This is a genomic window from Prosthecobacter dejongeii (genome assembly GCF_014203045.1).
GTDB classification, from domain to species: Bacteria; Verrucomicrobiota; Verrucomicrobiia; order Verrucomicrobiales; family Verrucomicrobiaceae; genus Prosthecobacter; species Prosthecobacter dejongeii.
This window is the reverse complement of the sequence record NZ_JACHIF010000002.1, coordinates 191042-213324: the sequence shown is the minus strand read 5'-3', so window position 1 is coordinate 213324 and position 22283 is coordinate 191042. Positions and strand designations below refer to the sequence as shown.

The window sequence follows — 22283 nt, the reverse complement described above, 5'->3', positions numbered from 1 at the left end:
TTAGGCACCTGCTGTGAAGCGTTCGATGGCTTCCACATCCGCATCCAGAGTGGCGCGCTTGTGGACTCTCACATCGAGACCCAGTGATTGCATTTCTTTGATCAACACGTTGAAGGATTCAGGAGTGCCTGCTTCCAGCGCATTGTCACCCTTGACGATCTGTTCGTAGATGCGGGTACGGCCCTGGACATCGTCAGACTTCACCGTCAGGAGTTCCTGTAGTGTGTAGGCGGCACCGTAGGCCTCAAGGGCCCAGACTTCCATTTCCCCGAAACGCTGACCACCATACTGGGCTTTACCACCCAGAGGCTGCTGCGTTACCAGCGAGTAAGGTCCCACCGCACGAGCGTGGATCTTGTCAGCGACAAGGTGTCCCAGCTTCAGCATGTAGATGTAACCCACAACGACATCGAGATTGAAGGACTCACCCGTGCGGCCGTCATAGAGCTTGGACTTGCCATTGAGGCCCATCCACTCATAACCTTCCACCTTCTTGGCGTCCTTGATGTATTCGATGATCTTAGATTCAGGGATACCATCGAACACCGGAGTGGCGATCTTCATGCCCAGAGCCTTGGCTGCGAGACCCAAGTGGGTTTCAAGAACCTGACCAACGTTCATACGAGATGGCACGCCCAGAGGGTTCAGCACGATGTCCACAGGCGTTCCGTTTTCCAGGAACGGCATGTCTTCTTCAGGGACGATGGTCGCCACCACCCCTTTGTTACCGTGACGTCCGGCCATCTTGTCACCGACGGAAAGCTTACGCTTGCTGGCCACAAACACGCGGACCTGCTTGACGACGCCATCGGCGGCTCCGTCTTCGCTGGTTTCGATGCGGTCCAGGTTACGCTCACGTTCCATGTCGGCATCGGCGAACTTCTGTTCGAAGGTCTGGATGATGTCGAAGATCTTGTTACGGATCGGGCTCGGGTCGATTTCAACCGAGTCGTAGCTTTCAGCCAGCTTGCGAAGCAGGGTTTTGGTGATCTTCTTGTTCGCGCCGAGGATGATTTCACCCGTCTGGCCGTTCACCACATCGAGAGGGATCTTCTCATTGAGAAGGATGTCGCTGAGCTTCTCCGTGAGCTGCTCCGTGAGATCTTCCTTCTTCGCACGATAGTCTTCTTCGATCTGCTTGATCTGCTTCTTAGCTTCGGCTGGGGAGAGCTTCTCCTTGTCCGTGCCATTGACGCCACCACGCTGGGCTAGCTTCACGTCCATCACGATACCAGCACAGCCAGAAGGCACACGCAGGGAGGTGTCCTTCACGTCTGCAGCCTTCTCACCGAAGATGGCGCGCAGGAGGCGTTCTTCAGGGGCGAGTTCGGTCTCGGACTTCGGAGTGATCTTGCCGACAAGGATGTCGCCAGGCTTCACTTCCGCACCGATGCGGACAACGCCGTCCTGATCGAGGTTCTTCAGAGCTTCGTCACCGACGTTTGGAATGTCGCGAGTGATTTCCTCAGGCCCCAGCTTCGTATCACGAGCGATGACATCAAAGTCTTCGATGTGAATGGAAGTGTAAATGTCTTCCTTCGAAACGCGACGGCTGATGACGATAGCATCTTCGAAGTTGTAACCGTTCCAAGGCATGAACGCGACGAGCATGTTCTTGCCGATGGCGAGTTCGCCCTGGTCCGTACAAGGTCCGTCAGCGATGACGTCGCCCTTCTTGATCTTCTGGCCGCGACGCACCAGCGGACGCTGGTTGATGCAGGTACCGGCATTGGAGCGACCGAATTTACGCAGAGGATAGACAAAAGTCCCCTTCTCCACGTCCGTCTGCACAGACTTCAGCGGATCTGCTAGGAATTGCTTGTCACTAACAGGCAGGTTGCCGTCTTTCGTGATGATGATCACGTCAGCCGTGGCAGAAGCGACGGTACCATTGGCATCCGCCACGATCACCGCGCGGGAATCACGGGCAGCTTTGCCCTCCATGCCGGTGCCGACGAGGGGTGCTTCAGCTTCGAGAAGAGGCACACCCTGGCGCTGCATGTTCGAGCCCATCAACGCACGGTTGGCGTCATCGTGCTCCAGGAAAGGAATCAAGTTAGCCGCGATCGAAACAAGCTGTTTTGGCGACACGTCCATAAGTGTCGGCTTATTCGGTTCGACTTCCAAGAAGTCTCCGCGGTAACGCACAGTGACCTTAGCCGCTGTGAAGTGGCTATTTTCATCCAGGCGGTTGTTAGCCTGGGCGATGAAGTGATTTTCTTCCTGATCAGCCGTGAGGTACTCGATCTTATCTGCCACCACGCCGTCTTTGACAGGGCGGTAAGGTGTCTCAATGAAACCGAATTCGTTGATACGGGCATAGGAGCCCAAGGAGTTGATCAGACCGATGTTCGGGCCTTCCGGTGTCTCAATGGGGCAGATACGGCCATAGTGAGAAGGATGAACGTCGCGAACTTCGAAACCAGCGCGGTCACGGTTCAGACCACCAGGCCCGAGTGCGGACAGACGGCGTTTGTGAGTCAGCTCAGCCAGAGGGTTGATCTGATCCATGAACTGGCTCAACTGGCTGCGACCAAAGAAATCACGCACCACAGCGCTCAGGGCCTTAGGATTGATCAGCTTGGCAGGAGTCATGGTGTCCATGCTCACATCAAACAAAGTCATGCGCTCTTTGACCAGACGCTCCGTGCGGGCAAGACCCACGCGGCACTGGTTGGCCAAAAGCTCACCCACGGCACGCACACGGCGGCTGCCAAGGTGGTCAATATCGTCCAGAAGACCTTCACCAGCACGCAGCTTGAAGAGGTAGCTCATGGCGCTGATCACGTCATTCGGGTCCAGAATGCGCATGTCAGAGTCTGTCTTCAGCGTCAGTTTCTGATTGATCTTGTAACGACCGACGCGAGTCAGGTCATAACGCTTCGGATCGAAGAACAAGCGCTTCACCAGGGCACGGGCGTTCGGGATGGTCGGAGGATCGCCCGGGCGCAGACGGCGGTAGATTTCCTTCAGAGCTTCATCTTCGTCCTTCGCAGGGTCTTTGCGCAGGGAGGTGACGATGAGATCATCCTGGGAAGCCGCGATGACTTTCACGGTCTTGTGGCCAAGCTGGATCAACTGGCGGATCACGCCAGCGGTCAGCGGCTCATAGGCACGGGCCACGATGAGTTCGCCATCCAGGATGTCCTTGAACAGAAGTTTGCTGGAGACTTCTTCTTCGCTGAGGTTTTCCTTCAGCTTCAGGTCTTCGATGTTGTAGAACAGCTTGAGGATGTCCTCGTCATGGGAGTAACCGATCACGCGCAGAAGCGTCGTAGCCAGGAACTTGCGACGGCGGCGGCGGCGGTCGAGATAGACGTAAAGCAGATCGTTCGTGTCGAACTGAACTTCCAGCCAAGTTCCACGGTCAGGAATGATGCGGAAGCCATAGAGCCAGCGGCCATTCAAATGCTGGCTGCTTTCAAAACAAATACCAGGGGAGCGGTGAAGCTGGCTGACGACCACACGCTCTGCGCCATTGATGACGAAAGTCCCGCGATCCGTCATCAGAGGGATTTCACCCATGTAAACACGCTCCTGCTTGGCACCGGCTTCATCGCGGAGCTCAAAGGTCACGTAGAGGGGAGCGCTGTAAGTTTCCGCTTCACGGATGGCTTCCAGCGAAGAGAGCTTGGGCTCGCCGATTTCGTACATGACGAAATCGAGCGTCATTTTAGCGTCATAACTCTCGATCGGGAAAACTTCTTTGAAGACAGCCTGCAAACCAACTTCCTTGCGCTTCGAAGGAAGGATGTTCTTTTGAAGGAACTCCTCATAAGACCGGAGCTGAATCTCGATTAGATTCGGGGGCTCGGAGACTTCATGGATTTTGCCAAAGTTGGTGCGCTGGGACATAAGCAAAGGTAGGGAGACGACGGGGTGGCAACGGCGGTGGCGGGGTGCAGGGGGTAAACCTGCGGACACTGAGGATCAAAAAACCGGGCAGCCAGCCTGGTGATCGATGGATTCAGCGTGAAAATGACGAAGCGAGAACGCAGACCGAAGTCCCCGTTCAGGCGGTGAAATAGATATTACGAAGCCCGAGTCCGGTGTGGCACCCTCGTTTCCGAAGCAGGAGCTTCGTGCAGCGGAGGAAATGCGAACCAGTAGGCGGGGCATGCGGAAATTGGATTTTTTCAGAAAGGAAGTTCTTTGGAAAGACTCCTTTCAGCCGAGTGTCACCGCAAGGGCGACACTCGGGAAAGGATGGGAGGTTACTTGATCTCCACTTTGGCGCCGGCAGCTTCGAGCTTCTTCTTGATCTCTTCAGCTTCTTCTTTCTTGGCACCTTCCTTGACCTTCTGCGGAGCGCTCTCAACGAGCTTCTTCGCTTCAGCCAGGCCGAGACCAGGAACAACACCGCGCACTTCTTTAATCACGGAGATTTTGTTAGCGCCGCCATCAACGAGGATGACGTCGAACTCAGTCTTCTCTTCAGCAGCAGCAGCAGGAGCTGCAGCACCGCCAGCGGCGGCAACAGCGACAGGAGCAGCGGCGCTGACGCCCCACTTCTCTTCGAGGGACTTGACGAGTTCTGCGACTTCGAGGACCGTAAGGCCACTCAGTTCTTCAACGATTTTTGTAAGGTCTGCCATAATAGTGTGTCGGTATCGCCGTTTCTCGAAGCATCGAGTGATTTAAGAGAGAAAGCTTTCGCTCCGGCAAGGAACCATTGGATGTTGCGTTCAGGCTCCAGCGATGGAGCCATCTGATCAAAGGGGTGGGGTTTAGGCTGCGGCGGCGTCGCCTTTGGCCTTGAGCACGCGTGCCAGGGAGGCAGCAGGCTCGTTGAGGAGGCGGACCAGCTTGGAAGCAGGGGCCTGAAGCACGCCAAGCAACTGGGCCTGGAGAGTTTCTTTGGAAGGCAGGTCAGCGAGGACCTTGATGCCTTCAGCGTCGAGGAGGTTGCCATCGAGCACGCCAGCCTTGATTTTAGGCTTGGTGAACTCAGCGGCGAAGTTCTTCATGATCTTCGCGGCAGCGCAGACGTCTTGGGCACCCATCACGTAGGCGCTCTGGCCAGTGAGGTGTGTGCCAAGTTCTTCTGGGTAGCCAGCGCGTTCAGCAGCCTTCTTAACCAGCGTGTTTTTGAACACGTGGATCTCAGCGCCGGTAGTCGCCAGGCGCTTACGCAGCTCAGCGAACTTATCCACGGTCAGACCGGTGTAATCCACAACGAAGAGGAAGGGAGAGGCATTGACCCGGGTAAGAAGGTCGTCAATGAGGAGTGTCTTTTCAGCTTTCATGGGTGTCGTTCCTCAGGAATTACAGTTTCACGTATTTGGAGACATCAATGCGCAGCGCAGGTGACATCGTGGAAGCGAGCGTGATGCTCTGCACATATTTACCGCGAGCGGAAGCGGGCTTGGCGCGGACAATCGCGTCAATGAGGGCACTGCCGTTCTCAGCAAGGGAGGTGACGTCGAATTCAACCTTGCCGATGGTGGCGGCAATGTTGCCGTTCTTATCAAGCTTGAAATCCACTCGACCAGCCTTCACCGCTTTCACAGCGCCAGCGACATCGTCTGTCACCGTGCCGGTTCTTGGGTTGGGCATCAAACCGCGAGGTCCGAGCTGCTTACCAAGTTTACGAACTTCATTCATGGCGGCTGGAGTAGCGATGGCGACATCGAAATCCATTTTGCCTTCTTTCACCTGAGCAATGACGTCTTCATAACCGACCACTTCAGCGCCGGCGGCTTTGGCAGCATCAGCAGCAGCACCCGTGGCGAAAACAGCCACACGAACGCTTTTACCGGAACCGTGAGGAAGTGGGCAAGTACCACGAACCATCTGGTCGCCTTTCTTCGGGTCCACACCCATGTGAAAGGAGAGAGTTACGGTCTGATTGAACTTCGTGCCAGGGAGTTTGCGCACGAGTTCAGCGGCTTCTTCGAGTGAGAAGATCTTTCCTGCCGGAACCATCTCGGCAGCTTTCTTGTATCTTTTGCTTCTTGTGATCATGGGATGCTTGCAGTGCTGTCGAACGAAAACCGTTCTCCTGCGGTTGGATTAATCAATGACTTCGATGCCCATCTGGCGGGCGGTGCCTGCCATGATGCGTGAGGCACGCTCAAGGTCGGGAGTATTCAGGTCCACCAGCTTCATTTTGGTGGCTTCCAGGAGCTGGGCCTTGGTGATCTTCGCCACCTTCTTCTTGGCAGATTCGCCAGAGCCAGAGGCAATGTTAGCGATCTTCTTCAAGATGTTAGAAGCAGGAGGCTGCTTGGTGATGAAGGTGAAGCTCTTGTCTTTGTAAACCGTGATCACGGTTGGGAGGACATCACCACTGGACTTCTGAGTCGCAGCATTGAACTCCTTGCAGAAAGCCATGATGTTCACGCCAGCCTGACCGAGCGCAGGACCGATGGGCGGAGCGGGGTTAGCAGCACCAGCTTTGATCTGGAGCTTGATGAATTTGACGATTTCTTTGGCCATGTTTTTTGTTCGCTTGCTTGAGATTAAAAGAAAGCAGCCCTGCAAAAATTAGGACTGCCGGGTTGGCATCAGGCCTTCTCGACCTGCCAGTATTCGAGATCCACCGGAGTGGAACGACCGAAAATGTTCACTGAGACACGCAGCACGCCGCGCTCAGGATCAATTTCTTCAATGATGCCCGTCTGGCTTTCGAACGGACCATCGGCCACACGAACGCTGTCACCCACGGTGAAGGCGATCTTCGGCACAACGGAGTCATCTTTATCACGTACCTGAGCCAGCATGCCGTCCACTTCACGCTGACGCATGGGGATGGGGTGGTCTTTAGTACCAGCAAAGTTTAGGACACCATCGGTCTCCTTCACAAAATACCAGGTCCTGTCCACCAGCTGGTTGTGCTCATTGAGCAGGTAACAGTTGGCGATCACATAACCGGGGAAAAATTTCCGATTGGTCTCCGAACGCTTGCCCTTTTTCACCTCGGAGACACGCTCCGTAGGCACAAGCACTTCGTAGATGTAATCACCCATCTCTTCTGTCTGGATACGGCGGACCATGCTGTCACGGACCTTCTGTTCGAAGCCGGAACGCACGTGAATCACGTACCATTGATCGCGAGGGGCGGGGATAGCTCCCATATAGTCAATCGGTGGAATTAAATTAAATAGAAAGGTGGCTGTAATCAGCCGGCGACCCACTTAGCCAGAGCGTCAAAAGCCCCACGCAAAGCAGTATCAAAAAAGGCCACGAAGGCACCGAGCAAGATCATTGCAATGAAAACAACGATGGTTGAATCAATGAGCTCCTTGTACTTCGCAAAACCCTTTTCTTTAGGGTCCCACGGCCAATTTGCTTTTTTGAGTTCAATGTAAACTTCACCAAGATAGGTGCGGAAGCGGCTCATGTGAATCGGGCGTCAACGGAAAATTCTAATCTAAAAGAAGGAAAAATGGCAGGCCAGGAGGGACTCGAACCCCCGACACGCGGTTTTGGAGACCGCCGCTCTACCAACTGAGCTACTGACCTGAAAGCTATTTTTCCAGCGAGTTGCGATTTGCTCGACTTGCCTCCCGATGAAGGGGCCGCCGCAAAATCTGTGCGCCAGATTTCACGACGGCTACGACAAGCAAACAATAATACGCAGATTAGTCAAGGATGTCGGCAACACGGCCGGCACCCACAGTCTTGCCACCTTCACGGATGGCGAAGCGGATGGTCTTTTCCATGGCGATCGGGGTGATCAGCTCGACGGTGATCGAGACGTTGTCACCAGGCATCACCATTTCAACACCTTCAGGTAGGGTCACGCTACCAGTCACGTCCGTCGTGCGGAAGTAGAACTGTGGGCGATAGTTGTTGAAGAAAGGAGTGTGACGGCCACCTTCGTCCTTGGAAAGAACGTAGATCTCAGCCTGGAACTTCTTATGAGGCTTCACAGAACCCGGCTTTGCAATGACCTGACCGCGCTCAATGTCGGTCTTCTTCACGCCGCGAAGCAGAAGGCCCACGTTGTCGCCAGCACGACCTTCGTCGAGCAGCTTGCGGAACATTTCGATGTCGGTGACGGTGGTCTTGATCGTGTCGCGAATGCCGATGATTTCGACTTCGGACATTTTCTTGACGATACCACGCTCAACACGGCCGGTGCAAACGGTGCCACGACCTTCGATCGCGAACACGTCTTCGACTGGCATGAGGAAGTCCTGGTCGATCGGACGCTCAGGAAGCGGGATGTAGGCATCCACAGCATCCATGAGCTTGTAGATATTAGCGCGCTGCTCTTCGTCGCCTTCGAGGGCCTTCAGAGCGGAGCCTTTGACGATCGGGATGTCATCACCTGGGAATTCATACTTGGAAAGGAGGTCGCGAACTTCCATTTCGACGAGGTCGAGGAGTTCAGCGTCGTCCACCATGTCAACCTTGTTCAGGAAGACCACGATGGCAGGCACGCCCACCTGACGAGCAAGCAGGATGTGCTCGCGAGTCTGTGGCATCGGGCCGTCGGCAGCAGAGCAAACCAAGATCGCACCGTCCATCTGGGCAGCGCCGGTGATCATGTTTTTCACATAGTCAGCGTGTCCTGGGCAGTCAACGTGAGCGTAGTGACGCTTGTCGGTCTGGTATTCCACGTGAGCGGTGTTGATGGTGATACCACGTGCCTTTTCTTCAGGCGCCGCATCGATATCAGCATAATTCTTCGCTTCTGCAAAACCCTTAGTTGCGAGGGTGGTCGTGATTGCAGCGGTAAGCGTGGTTTTGCCGTGGTCAACGTGGCCGATGGTGCCAATGTTCACGTGCGGCTTGTTGCGTTGGAATGCTTCTTTAGCCATGAGTTGAGGTGAGTTTAGTGCGCTAGGACTTCTTGTTCGTTTGTCGTGTAACGGCGATTCCTGAGCATGACTCCGCTGGAGCTGATGGAGGGATTTGAACCCTCGACCTCGTCCTTACCAAGGACGTGCTCTACCACTGAGCTACATCAGCAAAATTTATCCGGCGGCGACTCGCGAAGAATCTCCTCCTCTTTCGACAACAAAACCGGGACCCACTGTCTATCCTGATGACGTCAGGCGACAATACACCCCGGCTTCTTTTGTTGAAAAAGTGGGTTGAGAGTAGTTGGCCTCGCCTTCCTGTCAAAGACAATTTGCTCTGTTTTTCATCAAAGTTCAAGAAAACCTCGGCCTCAGCTTGGCAAACCCTCGTTTCAGCCCTCCATTCCCACTTTATGACACGCCCCGAAGCCATTCAGCAGATCCGTGATGCCTGCAAAACCGTCGCCCTTCAGTTCATGAAGATCCACCCTGCCCTGCCCCATCTTCAAAGCGCAGAAACCATGGGAGACTGCCTCAAAGCCCTGCATGAGATGACCGTCCAACTGGAAACCATCAAAAAGAAGGTGGGGAAACTGGAAAGGGAGGACGATAGCTCCCTGCTCTAAAATGGATCTCCAAAGCGCTGATCCTCAGAGCGCTAACTTTAAGTCTTATCACGTTTTCTCATGCCTTCGCCTAACCAAGAACAGCCCAATCCACTCGCCGATCTCCTACTGACCATCATCCTTCCCTCGGTGGTGCTGGAGTCCTTGAGCAAGCCGGATCGCTTGGGACCCGCCTGGGCGCTCGTAGTGGCCTTGTTACTACCGCTCGGCTTTGGCATTTACTGTTTCATCAACAAACGTGGGCTCAATTTCTTTTCCATCTTAGGCCTCATCGCCATCATGGTGACGGGTGGTCTGGGCCTGCTGAATCTCAGTGCAGGCTGGTTTGCAGCCAAAGAGGCCGCTTTTCCCATTTTTCTGGGCTTGGCTTTTCCCCTCAGTTTTTTGTGGGGCAAACCCCTGGTATCAGAACTGCTGCTCAACCCTCAAGTGATCAATCACGACCTGCTCAACAGCCGCCTAACCACAGATGCGCTCAAAGACTCTTTCCAGGCATTGCTGAAGCAAGCTTCATGGGCCTTGGCAGGCACAATGCTCATCTCTGCCGCTGCCAATGCCATGCTGGTGCTCTATTACCTAAAAGGCACCGTTCCCGGCACGGAGGCTTACACGCAGGCCATCGGTCGGCAAAATTGGGTAGGCTTCATCGTCATCGGCGTGCCAATGTTAGGCGTGACCATGGGCTTGCTGTTTTGGATGCTGAGCCGCCTACAAAAACTTACAGGACTGGAACGCGATGACCTCATGAATCCGGGCACGACGGTTCGGCGGCAAGTGGGAGGAGAATGACTCCCCCGTTTGGACACACAAAAAACCGCAGATTTTCATCTGCGGTTTTTCATTTAAAGACACCTTACTGCGGTCCGCGAATGTATTCCGTGACCCGATTCCCCCGGAAGGAGACCGAAGCCGCCTTGTAGGGAACGTAAGTAACAGTGGGGCCGTAACCTCCCCAGTAAGGGTCCCAGGCACCGTAGTAGCCGTAACCCCGGCCAAATCCCCTGCCCCAGCCATACCCGTACCCGCCGCCCCAACCGAGGCCGTAGCTCTGGGTGTACACGGGCTGGGTGCCCACATAGATCCACTTCTCAATCTTTGTGCCTTTTTGGCTGCCTTCAGAGACTTGATCTGGCCGCCCCCAGGAGAGGAAGACGCTTTCCTTGGTCATGCCTTCCCGGATACGACCTTGATTGACCAGTACTTTATCACTGTCTGAAAGTTTGTTATACAAGGTGGGATTGCTGGCGATACGACGCTCCACAGGGGAGGCGCAGCTCACCAATCCGAGCGCCACTGCTAGGCAGGCCGCCGCCTGACAGATTCGAAAAAGGGATTTTGCATTCATAACAATCAATTATACGTGACCCAGGCACAGACTGACCGCATTTGCCCGTTGTTCAAACAGGAAAGGGATTCTCCAGCTTTCATCACCACACGTTGTCAGAGCTTCATGGCAAAATGCACCTGCCGACCGATTTCCTCAAAACCACAGCTTGGGTAAAGATTTTGGCCAATGACGTTAGAGGCCATGGTTTCTATCTTCGCCACTCGCAATCCCTGGTCGCGAAAGTAATCCAGCGCATGGTGAATGAGCCGACGCCCTAGACCTAGGCCACGCGCCGCTTCCACCACGGCTAAATTTGGGATGCGCCCCACGGAATTGACAGGGTCCGCCCGGGTGGTGATGTAACCCAGGATCTGGCCACCACGCTCTGCCACGAAACAGCCTTCCGGATTCACCGTGCAGTCGTCATTGATGTTATCGGCCTTGCGCGCCTTCCAGTCCCGTTCATTCCACATGCCCAGGCGATCTTCCAGCATTTGATCCAGAGCCACAGCGCCAAAGGAATCCACGGTGATTTGGCGCAAGATTTCCAGATCTTCCGGACGATAATGACGAATGGTAACGGGCAATTCAGGAGTCATGAGCTTGATTAAAAGGGCCAGCGGTAAGGGGCGTTGTGGATGAGCTTGCTCTTCGGATACGCGCTGATGCGAACTTGATTTGCGGAGTTCCCGCTCAGCAGCCACACATTTTTATCATCCATCGCATGGAGAAAACCTATGTGCCCACTGCTGGCCTGGTCCACCGTCAAAGGTTGCAGCAGGCAAACTGCCCCGTAAGTCGCTGCCACGGGGCGCCCCCAGCCCCACCAGTCTGAAACCCGGCCACTCTTCTGCCCTGGGTAGCCAGACTTCCACAGGCACCAAAAGGCAAAGGCAGCACACCAGGCCGTCTCGTCTTTCAGCAGACTACCGCCGATGCCGACACTGCTGAGATACTCCAAAATGCGCGGGTTGTCTTTCCCGCTACCCCATTCCTGCACCCCCTGCTCCATGATGGCGATCTGCATCCACGGGGGCGGGGCATTAAAACTCACGGGCTGGGCCGGTATACCCATCGGCTGCCCAGTGACAGTCCCAGTCACCTGGAGAATCTGGCCTGGAAAGAGCACCTGACAGTGATTCGTCCCATACTCACAGAGGCCAGGATTCGCCTGCTGAAACTGCGCCAATATCAGGCCAAATTTCCTGGCAATCTTGGTGGGGTTATCCCCTGGCTGGACGATGTATTGGGCCATGGCGATCCCTAAGCCAGAGCCTCTCAAAAAGCCATGCTGAATGAAAGGCCTGGCACCAGATCTTCATTCACACCAGACCCCAGCGACGCCGCAGGAAGGACTCCCAGGGGCTGAACAGAAGTTTATCTGCGGCAAAACCCACGATGAGGATCACCAGCATGATCGCCGCCACTTGATCCATGGCCTGGAGTTCACGCCCGTAATGTAGCAAATGACCGAGACCAAAACCTGTCAGAACCGTGACGTAAATTTCCGCTGCCATCAGCGAGCGCCAGGCAAAGGCCCAGCCCTGCTTCATGCCACTGACCAAATGCGGCAGGCTGGCAGGCAGGAGCACGTGCCAGAGCAGGTGCAGCCCGCCCGAACCCATGGTAGAAGCTGCCCTGCGATAAATAGGGGGAATCTGGCGAATGCCGTGATCCGTGGCCAGCAAGACCGCCCACAAAGTACCCATGATGACAATGAAAAGCATGGCCGATTCTGTCTGACCAAACCATAACAGCGCCAGCGGCACCCAGCACACGCTGGGCAAAGTCTGAAGTCCGAGAGCCAACACGCCCAACGTATCCGCCGCGAAGCGAAACCGAGCGGTCAGCAGTCCCAAAGGAATACCCGCCGCCAAACCCACAACATAACCTACCAAAAGACGCTTCATTGTCACGCAACCCGCCTCAAACAAAGATCCGTCTTTGACCGCCGTGATGAGATATTCACCGATGGCTAAAGGGGCTGGAACGAGGACGGGGGACCACCACCCCGCACGTGAAGCTGCCTCCCACAGGACAATGAGCAAAAAGAAAAAACCAAGAGAACGAATAACGCGGATCATGCAGAAGGGGTGTGTTTTTTAAGGTCGGCGGTGATGGTGCTGGCGAGTTGGGCCACAGCCACATCATTGATGTCACGCGCACGTGGCAGGGTGATGCGATACTCATTGTGAATGCGACCTGGGCGCGGCGTGAAGAGCAAGACACGGTCCCCCAGACAAACGGCTTCACGCACGTTGTGGGTGACGAAGATCACAGTCTTGCGGCGCTTTTGCTGGATGTTTTGAAGATCTGCATAGAGCTGCTCGCGAGTCATGGCATCCAAGGCTGCAAAGGGCTCATCCATCAGCAGCACCTGAGGGTTCGGTGCTAAGGCACGGGCCAGAGCCACGCGCTGTTTCATCCCGCCAGAGAGCTCATGAATGTTTGACTGGGAGAACTTTTCCAGCCCCACCAGTTTGAGATAAAACATGGCCAGTTCCCGCCGATCATCCTGGGTCAGGCCTGGTTTCAAATTGAGCCCAAAAAGCACATTTCCAATCACATCCAGCCAAGGGAAAAGCGCATGCTCTTGGAACATGACCATGCGCTGCCGCCCAGGACCTGTGATGTCCTGACCATCCGATTGGATCGTCCCCTCCGTTGGTTTCTCCAAGCCTGCAATCAGGTTCAGCAATGTGCTTTTACCACAACCACTGGCCCCCAGAAGACAGACAAATTCGCCATCTTCTACTTCCAGATTGATGTCTTCCAGCGCTGTAACGGTCTGCCGGGCTCCACGAAAAAGCTTGGAGACATTTTTAATGCTCAGTTTGGCTGTGCTGGAATCTCCCAGCTTGTCTTGGATACTCATGAATTCAGATCAAAGTTGCGGCAACAAAGCGTCGAGTGAAGGGATATCTTTGAGAAATCCTGCTTTTTGTGCCGAAATCACCATTTCATCCAGACCTGCCCGATTCACTTCCGTATTCAGCAGCACCCGTGGCAGGGCACGATCAAGCAACTCTTCACCTGGAGCTTTGGTGGTGAGTTCCTTCAATTCAGACTGAATGAGTTTGCGAGCTTCCAATGGATTTTTTTGAATCCATTCTGTCAGCTCCTCATGCGCTGCCACCAGTTTCTTCGCCAGTTCTGGGCGGTCCTTCAAAAAGGCCACACTGGAGGCTAGGATGGTGGCAAAGGTGCCTTTATCTTCGACAAAGATCTTCCCCCCCGCTTCAAGCTCCAGGCGGCTCACCCATGGTTCCACCGTCCATACAGCATCAATGTCCCGTTTGATGAAAAGCGCGAGTTGATCCGGGTTCTGCGTGGGCAACACGGAAGCCTCGCCGCCCGTGGCGGTCACTTTAATGCCATTGTCTGACAACCAAGCACGAAGCTGCACATCCTGGGTATTGCCTAACTGTGGAGTGGCGATGCGCTTGCCTTTGAAATCCGCTGGTGTCTGGATATTTGCCTCAGGCCGCACCACCAGGGCACTGCCCCCGGTGGCTGCCCCAGACAGGACGCGAATCTCCGTCCCCTTTGATTTAGCATACGCATTCAGCACGGGACTAGGGCCGATGTAGGTGACATCCAGTGAGCGAGCAAAGATGGCCTCCGTGGCAGAAGGTCCCGCATTGTAAACGAACCACTCCACCGGCACGCCCAGGCGTGGCTCAAACCAGCCCTTCCCCTGACGGCTCAAGGCATGAGCTACCAGCCCCTGGATGTGAGTGATGTTAGGGAAATGCCCAAAACGTACGGCGGCATTCGCATCCGCAGGTTTTTTGCCGCAGGCAGAAAGACCAGCGGCACCGAGGGTGGAAAGAAAGTGTCTGCGATTCATGAGGTAGAGTTGGGTTGATGAGGATTGAAGCAAAAATGGTTAGAAAGCTTTGAGGCTGATCTCGAGATAGGCAAAGTCAGTGTCCTGTGGGCGACCTTGCCCGCGGGTAAAGTCTCCTGCGGTGAAGTGGGCGTAACCGAGGATCGCCTCCACTTTCGGTGTCACTTGCCAGCGGATACGCCCATCGAATTCATGGCCGATCATGCTGCCACTCTGGCCCTGGCGGTCCCGAAGATTCGCCGCAGAAAAGCGGTCCGTATCACTGGCCAACCAGTAGAAACTGTAGCCTAGATCCATGCGCACTTTTTTAGAAGGTGTCAGCTCAAGACGCAGCTTCGGTGTGCTGATGTTTTCATAAACTATGTAGTCATTGGCCGACCACGGACGACCAAAACCAAAGAAGCGCTCGAAACGGTTGTCTTCATTGTCATTGGGATCTTCGTCCCCGCTGGCATAACCATAAAACAGGCTAAAGCGCGGCTGCCAAGAGTGTTTGAAACTGTATCCCACTTCCGCCGTGCCTGCATAAGCCTGGACATCTTGCGAGCCATTCCGGCCGAATTGATAAACCAGATTGAAATCATAATCAAAGCCCGTTTTCCCCATCACACCATAACCACGAAGACCGGGGGAATGGACCAGCCTTTCTTGTACATCGTCATGGGCAGACTGGCTGAGGGCGAGGTAGTAGGGCTCCAGCGTAATGATGTCTGACCAGCGCCGCCAATGACCGATCGCGGCATACATCCACTGCTGCTCCACGGGCCTGTCCCAGTCATATTTCAGGCGGTTCAGAGGCTGCACTGCGAGCAAGTCTAACTGCCAATCATTCCGCTCCTGCCCAAGGGTGCCATGAAAACCTTGAAACGTATTGGCCGTATTACGCCATTGGTTATTCCCGATGAGACGACGGTCTAAAAACTCAAAGTTATGAATGCCATAACGCAGGCTTACAGGGCGGTCATTGCCCAAAGCATCTTTACCCAGAGCATTTTCAAAATACAGTTCAGCATAAAGACGGATGATCTCGAACTCATTCACATCTCGGTTATCCCTCGGGTAATGGCTATTGTATCGGCGAGAGTCCTGCATCTCCACCGCGAAACGAAAAGGGTCCAGCACTTCACGAACTCCCAAGTAAGCTCGGGTACGATGAAGGAGAGGGTCATCCAGGCCCACCTCACTGCGGCGGAGATCATCGTCCCGGTATTCGTAACGGAAACGATAGTCCAAACCGAGATCCAACCAGTCTGCCTCCTTTAGAGTGCTCCAGCCTGATTTCGAGGCCTGAGTGGCATACTTCGGCACGTCAGGGTCGCGCGTGGTGCTGTAGCTCTTGGGTGCGCGATAGTAACTCGCTTGCCCGTCCTCAGCGGCTAGGTAAGGCATGATCAAAAAGAAACCAGCAAGGGTCAAAGCTGGGGTAATCTTCCAGAGCTGGGTGAGCCTGCGAAAGAGGAGTGCGATCATGAGGAAAAGGGCGATCAAGGTGCGATACCTCCACGTGGAGGAAATCGGTCTATCCGTGGCGTATTCCTATGCTTTGTAAATATACTCGTCAAGTAGGAATTAAAAAGCTTGTGCGCCTTGTTGTGTTCTCCGTTGGGACTATTACGGTCATGAAAATAGTTCAACATTCTTCACCATCCTGCACGTTCCTTCATGAACATCTATGCCCTCCAGCTCGACTCCATCTGGGAAAATAAACAGGCCAACTTTGCCAAAGTTCAGGCCTTGCTCTCCACCGCCCCTCCCGTAGCTGGGTCCCTCATCGTTTTACCGGAAATGTTCGCCACCGGATTTAGTTGTGAACTGACGGTTACAGCCGAAGCCCTCGCGGGGGAAACGGAGATCTTTTTGAAGACCCTGGCGCAGCAGTGGCAATGCACCGTTTTAGGAGGGCTGGTAACTCAGAATACACAAGGCCAAGGCGACAATCAGGCACTGGTGATCGGCCCAGATGGGAGCGAGCTAGCCCGATATACAAAGATCCACCCTTTCAGCCTGGGAGGGGAATCTGCCGCACACACTCCAGGAAAGGAAACGCTCGTGTTTGAATGGCAAGGGCTAAAGATGGCCCCGCTCGTGTGTTACGATCTGCGCTTCCCCGAGCTAGCCCGTTCAGCCCTCAAGCAGGGTGCCGAGGTGTTGATCTACATAGCCGCCTGGCCGGCGCGCCGCATCCAGCACTGGCTAACCCTGCTCCAAGCTCGCGCCATCGAAAATCAAGCCTATGTGTTAGGGGTGAACCGCTGCGGGCAGGAGCCACAATACAGCTACTGTGGTCGTAGCGTGTTGGTGGATCCCCACGGTGTCATCGTGGCAGATGCGTCAGATGGTGAAAAGATCCTCAAGGCTGAAATCCACCCCGCAACGGTGCGGGAGTGGCGGCGAGATTTCCCTGCCGTGACGGATTATCTGAGCCGATAGGCGACCCTGACTACTCCGAGGCCATAGGTGCTGGCCGTTCGATATCAGGATCTCCCCGGCGGAAAAGTTTCCGGACGAGTTCTTTGACACGATTGCGCTTCACAGGCTGCAAGACAGACTGCTTGGCCATAGCGGCAGCCTCACGATCCATTTTTTTCTCGCTATCAAAGAATTCCATGGTTTCACGTCCGAAGGGGCTGTTACCAGCACCGTCCTGTGCTGTCGGCGGCAGATCATGCATCGTTTCCACGATGCGCGGCTCAATGAAGATGAGCAGTTCGCGGCGATCTTTTTCATCGCTGGTGGAGCCCGTCAGATACTTCAGAATGGGCACATTTGAGAGGAAGGGCACATTAACCTTGTTCTTCTCATCACTCTCGCGGATGAGGCCGCCCAAAAGGACTGTGGAGTTGTTTTTGCACATCACCACCGTATTGAGCTGCTGCTTGGTCAAGACGGGGTAGGTGTTTTCAGCGATCTCTGTGCTGCCTGCCACTTCGCTGTTTTCCTGAGAGATTTGCAGCGTCAGTTCATCGGGAGAATTGATCAGAGGAATGATGTTCAGGCTGAGCACCACATCCTGATACTGGACGTTGGAAAGCAGACCATTGTTGGCACCGCCGCCGACGAATCCCTGAGTGGAAGTGGCGATGGGGAAGGATGAACCGCTGCTGATATTGGCAGCCGTGTTGTTCATCGTGAAGACGGATGGGCGAGAGATGACTTTGAAATCCGTGCGGCTATCCAGCGCATTCACAATGATGTCCACGCCTTCACGAATACCGCCGTAAAAAGTCAGGCCACTGCGCGCCGCAAGATCCGTCAAACTGATGGCCGTGCGGGGATTGAGTGGGGCGATGGAGTTCCCCAACTGGGAAGCGATACCGCGGGTGGCGCCTGTGGAGGTGGCATTGTTGCGAGCACGGAAAAGCGTCTCGATACCAAAGGACTCGTCTTTACCAAGCTGGACTTCACCGATCACGGCAGAGATGAGAATCTGTTGAGGACGACGATCCAATTCATCCAGGATCTCATTGAGCACCCGAAGATGCTCGGGCGGGCCAGAAGCAAAGATGGAATTCGCCGTGGGATCACTGATGAGCAGTGTCTTCCCGATGACCAAAGAACGCGGTCCATTGTTAGGCCGCAGGGGCTGTAGATTTCCACCGCCAGAACCAAAGCCGCCACTTCCGCCAGAAAGGCCACCGCCACTGCTGCTACCGAAACCACCGCTGCCGCCAAAGCTGCTGCTGCCACTATTGGAGCCACTCAGGCTATTGCCAAAAAGGCCACTGCCGCCGGTGCCATTGCTGGAGGTTCCCGTGGTGCCGTTCCGATTGTTCGATGAGTTGTTAGGCTGGCCCAGACTATTGACGCCACCACTGCTGCCAGAGCCGGAGTCTTCCCCTTCCGTGCGGGCAATGGCGTCACTGATGATGCCCATGGCCGCTTCGACGCCTAGATAATTCAGCGTGCGAGAAACAAAGGTGCGGAGCTCCGAGGCCGCATCCAGCTCTTCCACAAGAGTCTCGATGTAAGTCAGCGTCTCAGGCATGGCGATAACCAGCAGACGGTTGGTGCGTGGAATGGAGAGAATTTTCGGCTTTACCTCCGCTGCGGTCGAGCCATCCACACTGCCAGGCAGAGCTGCTAGCTGCTGCGGAATGCCGCCGGGCTGCTGGCCGAGCGCGGGTGTGGCGGTGGCACGACCTCCGGTGCTGCCATTTGCCCCCCCCTCTTTTTCATCCAGGCCTAAGATTTCATCCAGCGCCTTTTTCACATCTTCCGCATCCGAGCGAACGAGCTGAATCCGCTTGGTCACGGTGGCACCAGGTTTCACATCCAGACGCTCGAGCAAAGCAAGGATGGAGCGGATGGTGTTGCTGTTTTCGACAATGACGAGGGCTTTGGCATTGGGCACCGTGGTGATAACGCCGTAGCTGTGGCGAGGAATGATTTGGTCAATTGCTTTCACCGCATCATCCGGGGAGAGATACTTTAGAATGGCGACGAAGCTCACCACCTGATCCGTCTCAGGCAGATCAGACGCCGCCTCAAAAAGGGGCGCACCTTCAGCCTGGGCTTTCTTGCCTTCACCCAAGATTTTGACCATGCCCTCGCCAGCAGGCGCGAAGGAGTAACCATTGAGCAAAAGGCTCTTTTCGATGAACATGATGGCCCGGTCTTTGGGCAATTCACCCGTGGTCTCGATGGAGACCGTCACCTGCTCAATGGCGGCATCGCGAATGATTTTTAATCCGGTGAGATCCTCATAAACGAGGAGGATCTGAGACAGCGGCGTGTTTGGGAATTGCAGTTCTACGCCGCCTCCCGGCTTGATGGCATCTTCCGGGCGGATGGCAGGGCGTTCCTCTCCGGTTGCGGCCGCATTTCCACCGCCAGCGGGACGGGCCTGGTTACCACCTGTGGGCGGGACATTAGGCCGGGGACGATTGAATCCAGCAGCTCCTGGCGGAGGAACGGCGTTTGGATTCGTGGGACGAGCCTGGGGCGGAATCTGAGCCAGGAGGGCCGTCACAGGGGCCAGGCAGGCAGCCAAAAGAATGCGGCGAAAAGAAACGATCATGAAGTTAGGCAGGCTAAAGGCTTACTGCGGCTGTGCGGCGGGCGGGGACACAGGTGCAGGGATCAACTGACGACGACGAGAAATGGTGGGGGCGGTTGCTGGCTGGCCCGCAGTGGGCACAGCACCGGGCTGAATCCCCGGCTGAATGCCACCAGGCTGAACGGTGCCACGCGGGGCCGTGACATTCACCGGTTGGCCGAGCTGCCCTGGCTGCTGTCCGGCCTGGCCAGGCTGAGGAGTGCGCAGATTGGGATTTCCCTGGGCAGCCCCAGGCTGCCCCCCCGCAGGCGCTTTGAAGGTATTGCTCACGGTGACGGGCCGGGAGGTGAGATTGTCATCATACTTGAGCGTGGCTTTTTTGCCATCCTTCTCAAGGTCCACTGAGGCTTCGGTGCGATTGCGATTGAAGTTGGCTGAGATCAATTTGAACTCGCTGTTGGCATCCGCATCACTCGTTACACGTTTGAATTCAGCCGTCTGTTTATTTTGCAGGCTGATGGTGATCTTCCCTGTGGTGCTTTTATACATTCCCGCCAGTGCCCAGTCGTTGGACCAATCAATGGTGGGATTGTTGGAGACGACGGTCTTGCGCAAAAAGGGATTGCTGCTCCAGGTGGCCTGATAACGCGTGTTGGCGAAAGCTTTGGGAATGACTTCTTCGCTCAACACATCTGCTGCGGTGGGAGGGATGGAGACCGGGGCTTCGCCTGAGGCCGCTTCAGCCACAGGCGCATCGGATTCACTGACGACTTCTTGAGCCAAAGCACTGAGTGTCAAGGAGCCCAAGAATAGAAATGTAAGTAGCCTTTTCATAGGGGTGGAAGGCGAAACCATTTCTGGATGTTCATGTTCACGATGACCTGGGTCGTATCATCATTGTTAGGCGTCATCGTCAGCGATGGGATGCTGATGTAGGACTCAGGCTTTTGCAGATCGTGCAGCCATTGATTGATTTCCGCCCAGCCACCATGGGCTTCCAGATTGAAGGTGGAAGAGACGATGCCCGCGCGTTCCGTCGGCTCCAGCGGCTGAATCTTGGGCAGCTTCACGCCGTGTGAATCCGCCGAAGATTCCAGTTGCTCAAGAAAATCTGTGTCCACCGTGCCACGACGCGTGAAGACAGGCTGCTTTTCCGTGAGCCAGGTGAAACGCTCGTTCCAAAACTCTTTTTGGGCCAGCAGATCATCGGCCTCAAGACGGCGGGTTTCCACCTCAATGGAACGCACGTCCACCGTCTGTTTCCAAGACTTCAGACGCGTCAGGCCAATGAAAGCCCCACCGATTACCACGACGGCGGCTAAACCCAGCCCGAGACGTTGTTCATTCGCGGTCATAGCTGGGTCACCTCCGTTTCAGTGGCGGCCAATTCTGCAGGGCGTCCTTCAGCTCGGAAGGTGGCGGTGCCATCGTTCAAGTTCGTTGGGTTGGGAAAATCCCAAGTCCAGCGTTTGAAGGCTTCGTGAGACAGAAGCTTTTCACGAAAATCAATGCCGTGGCCGAGGCTGGAAGCCACACCTTCCACGATGATGCCATCCTCCCGGATCTCAAAGCGGGTGATGCGGATGTTTTCATTCGGCAGCAGTTGCACCAACTGGTGCAAAGACTCGACCGGATAAAGATCTGGCGTGATGGCATGACGCATGTCTTCCCAGGCCGCCTGGGCATCGCGAATGGTGACGAGCTCAGGCTCCAGGGCATCTAGCCGGAGGGTTTCTGCGGCCAGAGAATGCTGGCGCAAGGCGACCCTAGCCGCAAAGGCACCCAACGCAGCGATGAGGACGAAGGTAAAGGCCAAGGCCCCCATCATGACCATGCGACGCTGCTGACGATCCTGCCGATGCCTAACCACAGGTGCGGGGATCAACCGCGAACTATGATCTGGCAAGGAGGGGATCTGCTCCTGCCGGAGAGTGACGGGCAGGTCTAAATCCTGAGTGAACTCTTCGGTGATTAAGTCTTCTAAAATCACCGGTGCCTCACCTTCCACAGGGACCTCGGTGGGCGCTGCGGCACGGGCAGAGCTGACCACGGCCAGCGATTGCACATTAGGCGTTAGGCCGCCGAGTTCTAAAGAAGCGAGAATGCAGCGAATCTCCGCTGCGGCATCCGCATCCAGAATGCGGGCTGCTAAAGCTTGGCAATACAAAGGGGCTCCCGATTCATGAGGGATGGCAAGAACCAACGCACCTGCTTCACGCCAGATCAAGGCCTCCCCCGGCTGAAGCTGATGGAAAGCGACAGAGGGGGCAAATTTCGCATCGTTGCCTTCCTCCAAAACATCCGCTGGGAGGGGGGCTACCTGAATGAAGCCGATGGAGCGCTGATCCCGCTCATCTTGGCCGAGGTTCCAGACATCGAAGTTATTGGAATCAGCCGTTTCATTACCAAACCCAGCCGCCTCCAGTTCGAGCTGCGCCATGGACTCCCGTCGCGAGGGATCTACCCCCTGAAAACGCAGCGGTACCGTGACGAGACTGCGCGCTGGAAGGGCGATCCAAGCGGTGCCCCGGCGTGAACGGGCGTCTTGGTCCGCCTGGGCTGCCTGACCGCCACGAAGACGCCATGCACGGAATCCCTCCTCGTGAGGGATGAGCATGAGTTCTTCAGGATTTTTCATGGGGCAAAAAAGGCAAGCCGGGAGGATATCAAATGCCTATGCAGAGTGCAAGGCAGGAAGGGAGACAGCACTGTCACGAAGACGGTTCAAAGTTTC

22 protein-coding genes and 2 tRNA genes are annotated in these 22283 nt (G+C 55.4%); 3 read left to right on the top strand and 21 right to left on the bottom strand.

Features of this window, described 5'->3' with window-relative positions; translation table 11 throughout:
• The 10 genes from rpoB to HNQ64_RS06090 all read right to left on the bottom strand — a co-directional run bounded on the left by rpoB (position 1) and on the right by HNQ64_RS06090 (position 8919).
• The gene (gene rpoB / locus HNQ64_RS06135) at positions 1-3855 is read right to left on the bottom strand and encodes a DNA-directed RNA polymerase subunit beta (RefSeq protein WP_184206515.1); all 3855 of its coding nucleotides are present in this window, start codon (positions 3853-3855) and stop codon (positions 1-3) included.
• A gap of 359 nt (positions 3856-4214) precedes the next feature.
• Positions 4215-4595: a 50S ribosomal protein L7/L12 gene (gene rplL, locus HNQ64_RS06130; RefSeq protein ID WP_184206513.1), complete on the bottom strand. Its 381-nt coding sequence runs from the start codon at positions 4593-4595 to the stop codon at positions 4215-4217.
• 132 nt (positions 4596-4727) lie between these two features.
• Complete coding sequence (gene rplJ / locus HNQ64_RS06125) at positions 4728-5246, bottom strand: 50S ribosomal protein L10 (RefSeq protein ID WP_184206511.1); 519 nt, start codon at positions 5244-5246, stop codon at positions 4728-4730.
• Positions 5247-5265: 19 nt separating this feature from the next.
• On the bottom strand, positions 5266-5964 hold the full coding sequence (rplA, locus tag HNQ64_RS06120; protein ID WP_184206509.1) for a 50S ribosomal protein L1: 699 nt from the start codon (positions 5962-5964) through the stop codon (positions 5266-5268).
• 48 nt (positions 5965-6012) lie between these two features.
• Positions 6013-6438, bottom strand: a complete 426-nt coding sequence (gene rplK / locus HNQ64_RS06115) for a 50S ribosomal protein L11 (protein WP_184206508.1) — start codon at positions 6436-6438, stop codon at positions 6013-6015.
• Positions 6439-6506: 68 nt separating this feature from the next.
• Complete coding sequence (gene nusG, locus HNQ64_RS06110; protein ID WP_184206506.1) at positions 6507-7076, bottom strand: transcription termination/antitermination protein NusG; 570 nt, start codon at positions 7074-7076, stop codon at positions 6507-6509.
• A gap of 44 nt (positions 7077-7120) precedes the next feature.
• Entirely contained in the window at positions 7121-7342 is a 222-nt protein-coding gene (locus HNQ64_RS06105) for a preprotein translocase subunit SecE (protein WP_184206504.1), read from the bottom strand.
• A gap of 46 nt (positions 7343-7388) precedes the next feature.
• A tRNA-Trp gene (locus tag HNQ64_RS06100) sits at positions 7389-7464 on the bottom strand.
• Between the two features lie 119 nt (positions 7465-7583).
• On the bottom strand, positions 7584-8768 hold the full coding sequence (tuf, locus tag HNQ64_RS06095) for an elongation factor Tu (RefSeq protein WP_184206502.1): 1185 nt from the start codon (positions 8766-8768) through the stop codon (positions 7584-7586).
• Between the two features lie 76 nt (positions 8769-8844).
• Positions 8845-8919, bottom strand: a tRNA-Thr gene (locus HNQ64_RS06090).
• Positions 8920-9163: 244 nt separating this feature from the next.
• Here HNQ64_RS06090 and HNQ64_RS06085 point away from each other — a divergent pair.
• Together HNQ64_RS06085 and HNQ64_RS06080 are read left to right on the top strand one after the other, a co-directional pair.
• Positions 9164-9376, top strand: a complete 213-nt coding sequence (locus HNQ64_RS06085; protein WP_184206500.1) for a hypothetical protein — start codon at positions 9164-9166, stop codon at positions 9374-9376.
• 60 nt (positions 9377-9436) lie between these two features.
• Entirely contained in the window at positions 9437-10165 is a 729-nt protein-coding gene (locus HNQ64_RS06080; protein ID WP_184206498.1) for a VC0807 family protein, read from the top strand.
• Between the two features lie 64 nt (positions 10166-10229).
• On the opposite strand, the gene HNQ64_RS24120 is transcribed toward HNQ64_RS06080, so the two are convergent.
• The 7 genes from HNQ64_RS24120 to HNQ64_RS06045 form a co-directional block, all read right to left on the bottom strand.
• Complete coding sequence (locus HNQ64_RS24120; RefSeq protein ID WP_281382880.1) at positions 10230-10721, bottom strand: hypothetical protein; 492 nt, start codon at positions 10719-10721, stop codon at positions 10230-10232.
• 95 nt (positions 10722-10816) lie between these two features.
• Positions 10817-11302 (bottom strand): GNAT family N-acetyltransferase, encoded by a 486-nt coding sequence (locus HNQ64_RS06070; RefSeq protein WP_184206496.1) that lies wholly within the window; start codon positions 11300-11302, stop codon positions 10817-10819.
• An 8-nt stretch (positions 11303-11310) separates the two neighbouring features.
• Positions 11311-11958, bottom strand: a complete 648-nt coding sequence (locus tag HNQ64_RS06065) for a C40 family peptidase (RefSeq protein ID WP_184206494.1) — start codon at positions 11956-11958, stop codon at positions 11311-11313.
• A gap of 67 nt (positions 11959-12025) precedes the next feature.
• Entirely contained in the window at positions 12026-12787 is a 762-nt protein-coding gene (locus HNQ64_RS06060) for an ABC transporter permease (protein ID WP_184206491.1), read from the bottom strand.
• On the bottom strand, positions 12784-13578 hold the full coding sequence (locus HNQ64_RS06055) for an ABC transporter ATP-binding protein (RefSeq protein ID WP_184206489.1): 795 nt from the start codon (positions 13576-13578) through the stop codon (positions 12784-12786). Before HNQ64_RS06055 ends, HNQ64_RS06060 begins: the two co-directional genes overlap by 4 nt.
• A gap of 9 nt (positions 13579-13587) precedes the next feature.
• Positions 13588-14553, bottom strand: coding sequence for an ABC transporter substrate-binding protein (locus HNQ64_RS06050; protein WP_184206487.1), 966 nt, complete (start codon positions 14551-14553; stop codon positions 13588-13590).
• A gap of 39 nt (positions 14554-14592) precedes the next feature.
• Positions 14593-16023, bottom strand: coding sequence for an alginate export family protein (locus HNQ64_RS06045; protein WP_184206485.1), 1431 nt, complete (start codon positions 16021-16023; stop codon positions 14593-14595).
• 192 nt (positions 16024-16215) lie between these two features.
• Between HNQ64_RS06045 and HNQ64_RS06040 the strand changes: the two genes are divergently transcribed.
• On the top strand, positions 16216-16983 hold the full coding sequence (locus HNQ64_RS06040) for a carbon-nitrogen family hydrolase (protein ID WP_184206483.1): 768 nt from the start codon (positions 16216-16218) through the stop codon (positions 16981-16983).
• A 10-nt stretch (positions 16984-16993) separates the two neighbouring features.
• Here HNQ64_RS06040 and HNQ64_RS06035 read toward each other — a convergent pair whose 3' ends face one another.
• Genes HNQ64_RS06035 through HNQ64_RS06020 form a run of 4 tightly spaced genes read right to left on the bottom strand, consistent with a single transcriptional unit; the run spans position 16994 to position 22187 of the window.
• Positions 16994-19570 carry a secretin N-terminal domain-containing protein gene (locus HNQ64_RS06035; protein ID WP_184206481.1) on the bottom strand — a complete coding sequence of 859 codons (2577 nt, stop codon included), beginning with the start codon at positions 19568-19570 and terminating at the stop codon, positions 16994-16996.
• Between the two features lie 21 nt (positions 19571-19591).
• The gene (locus HNQ64_RS06030; RefSeq protein WP_184206479.1) at positions 19592-20383 is read right to left on the bottom strand and encodes a hypothetical protein; all 792 of its coding nucleotides are present in this window, start codon (positions 20381-20383) and stop codon (positions 19592-19594) included.
• Complete coding sequence (locus HNQ64_RS06025) at positions 20380-20904, bottom strand: hypothetical protein (RefSeq protein WP_184206477.1); 525 nt, start codon at positions 20902-20904, stop codon at positions 20380-20382. The genes HNQ64_RS06030 and HNQ64_RS06025 overlap by 4 nt, the downstream gene beginning before the upstream one ends.
• Positions 20901-22187, bottom strand: a complete 1287-nt coding sequence (locus HNQ64_RS06020; protein WP_184206475.1) for a hypothetical protein — start codon at positions 22185-22187, stop codon at positions 20901-20903. The genes HNQ64_RS06025 and HNQ64_RS06020 overlap by 4 nt, the downstream gene beginning before the upstream one ends.
• Positions 22188-22283 lie beyond the last annotated feature (96 nt).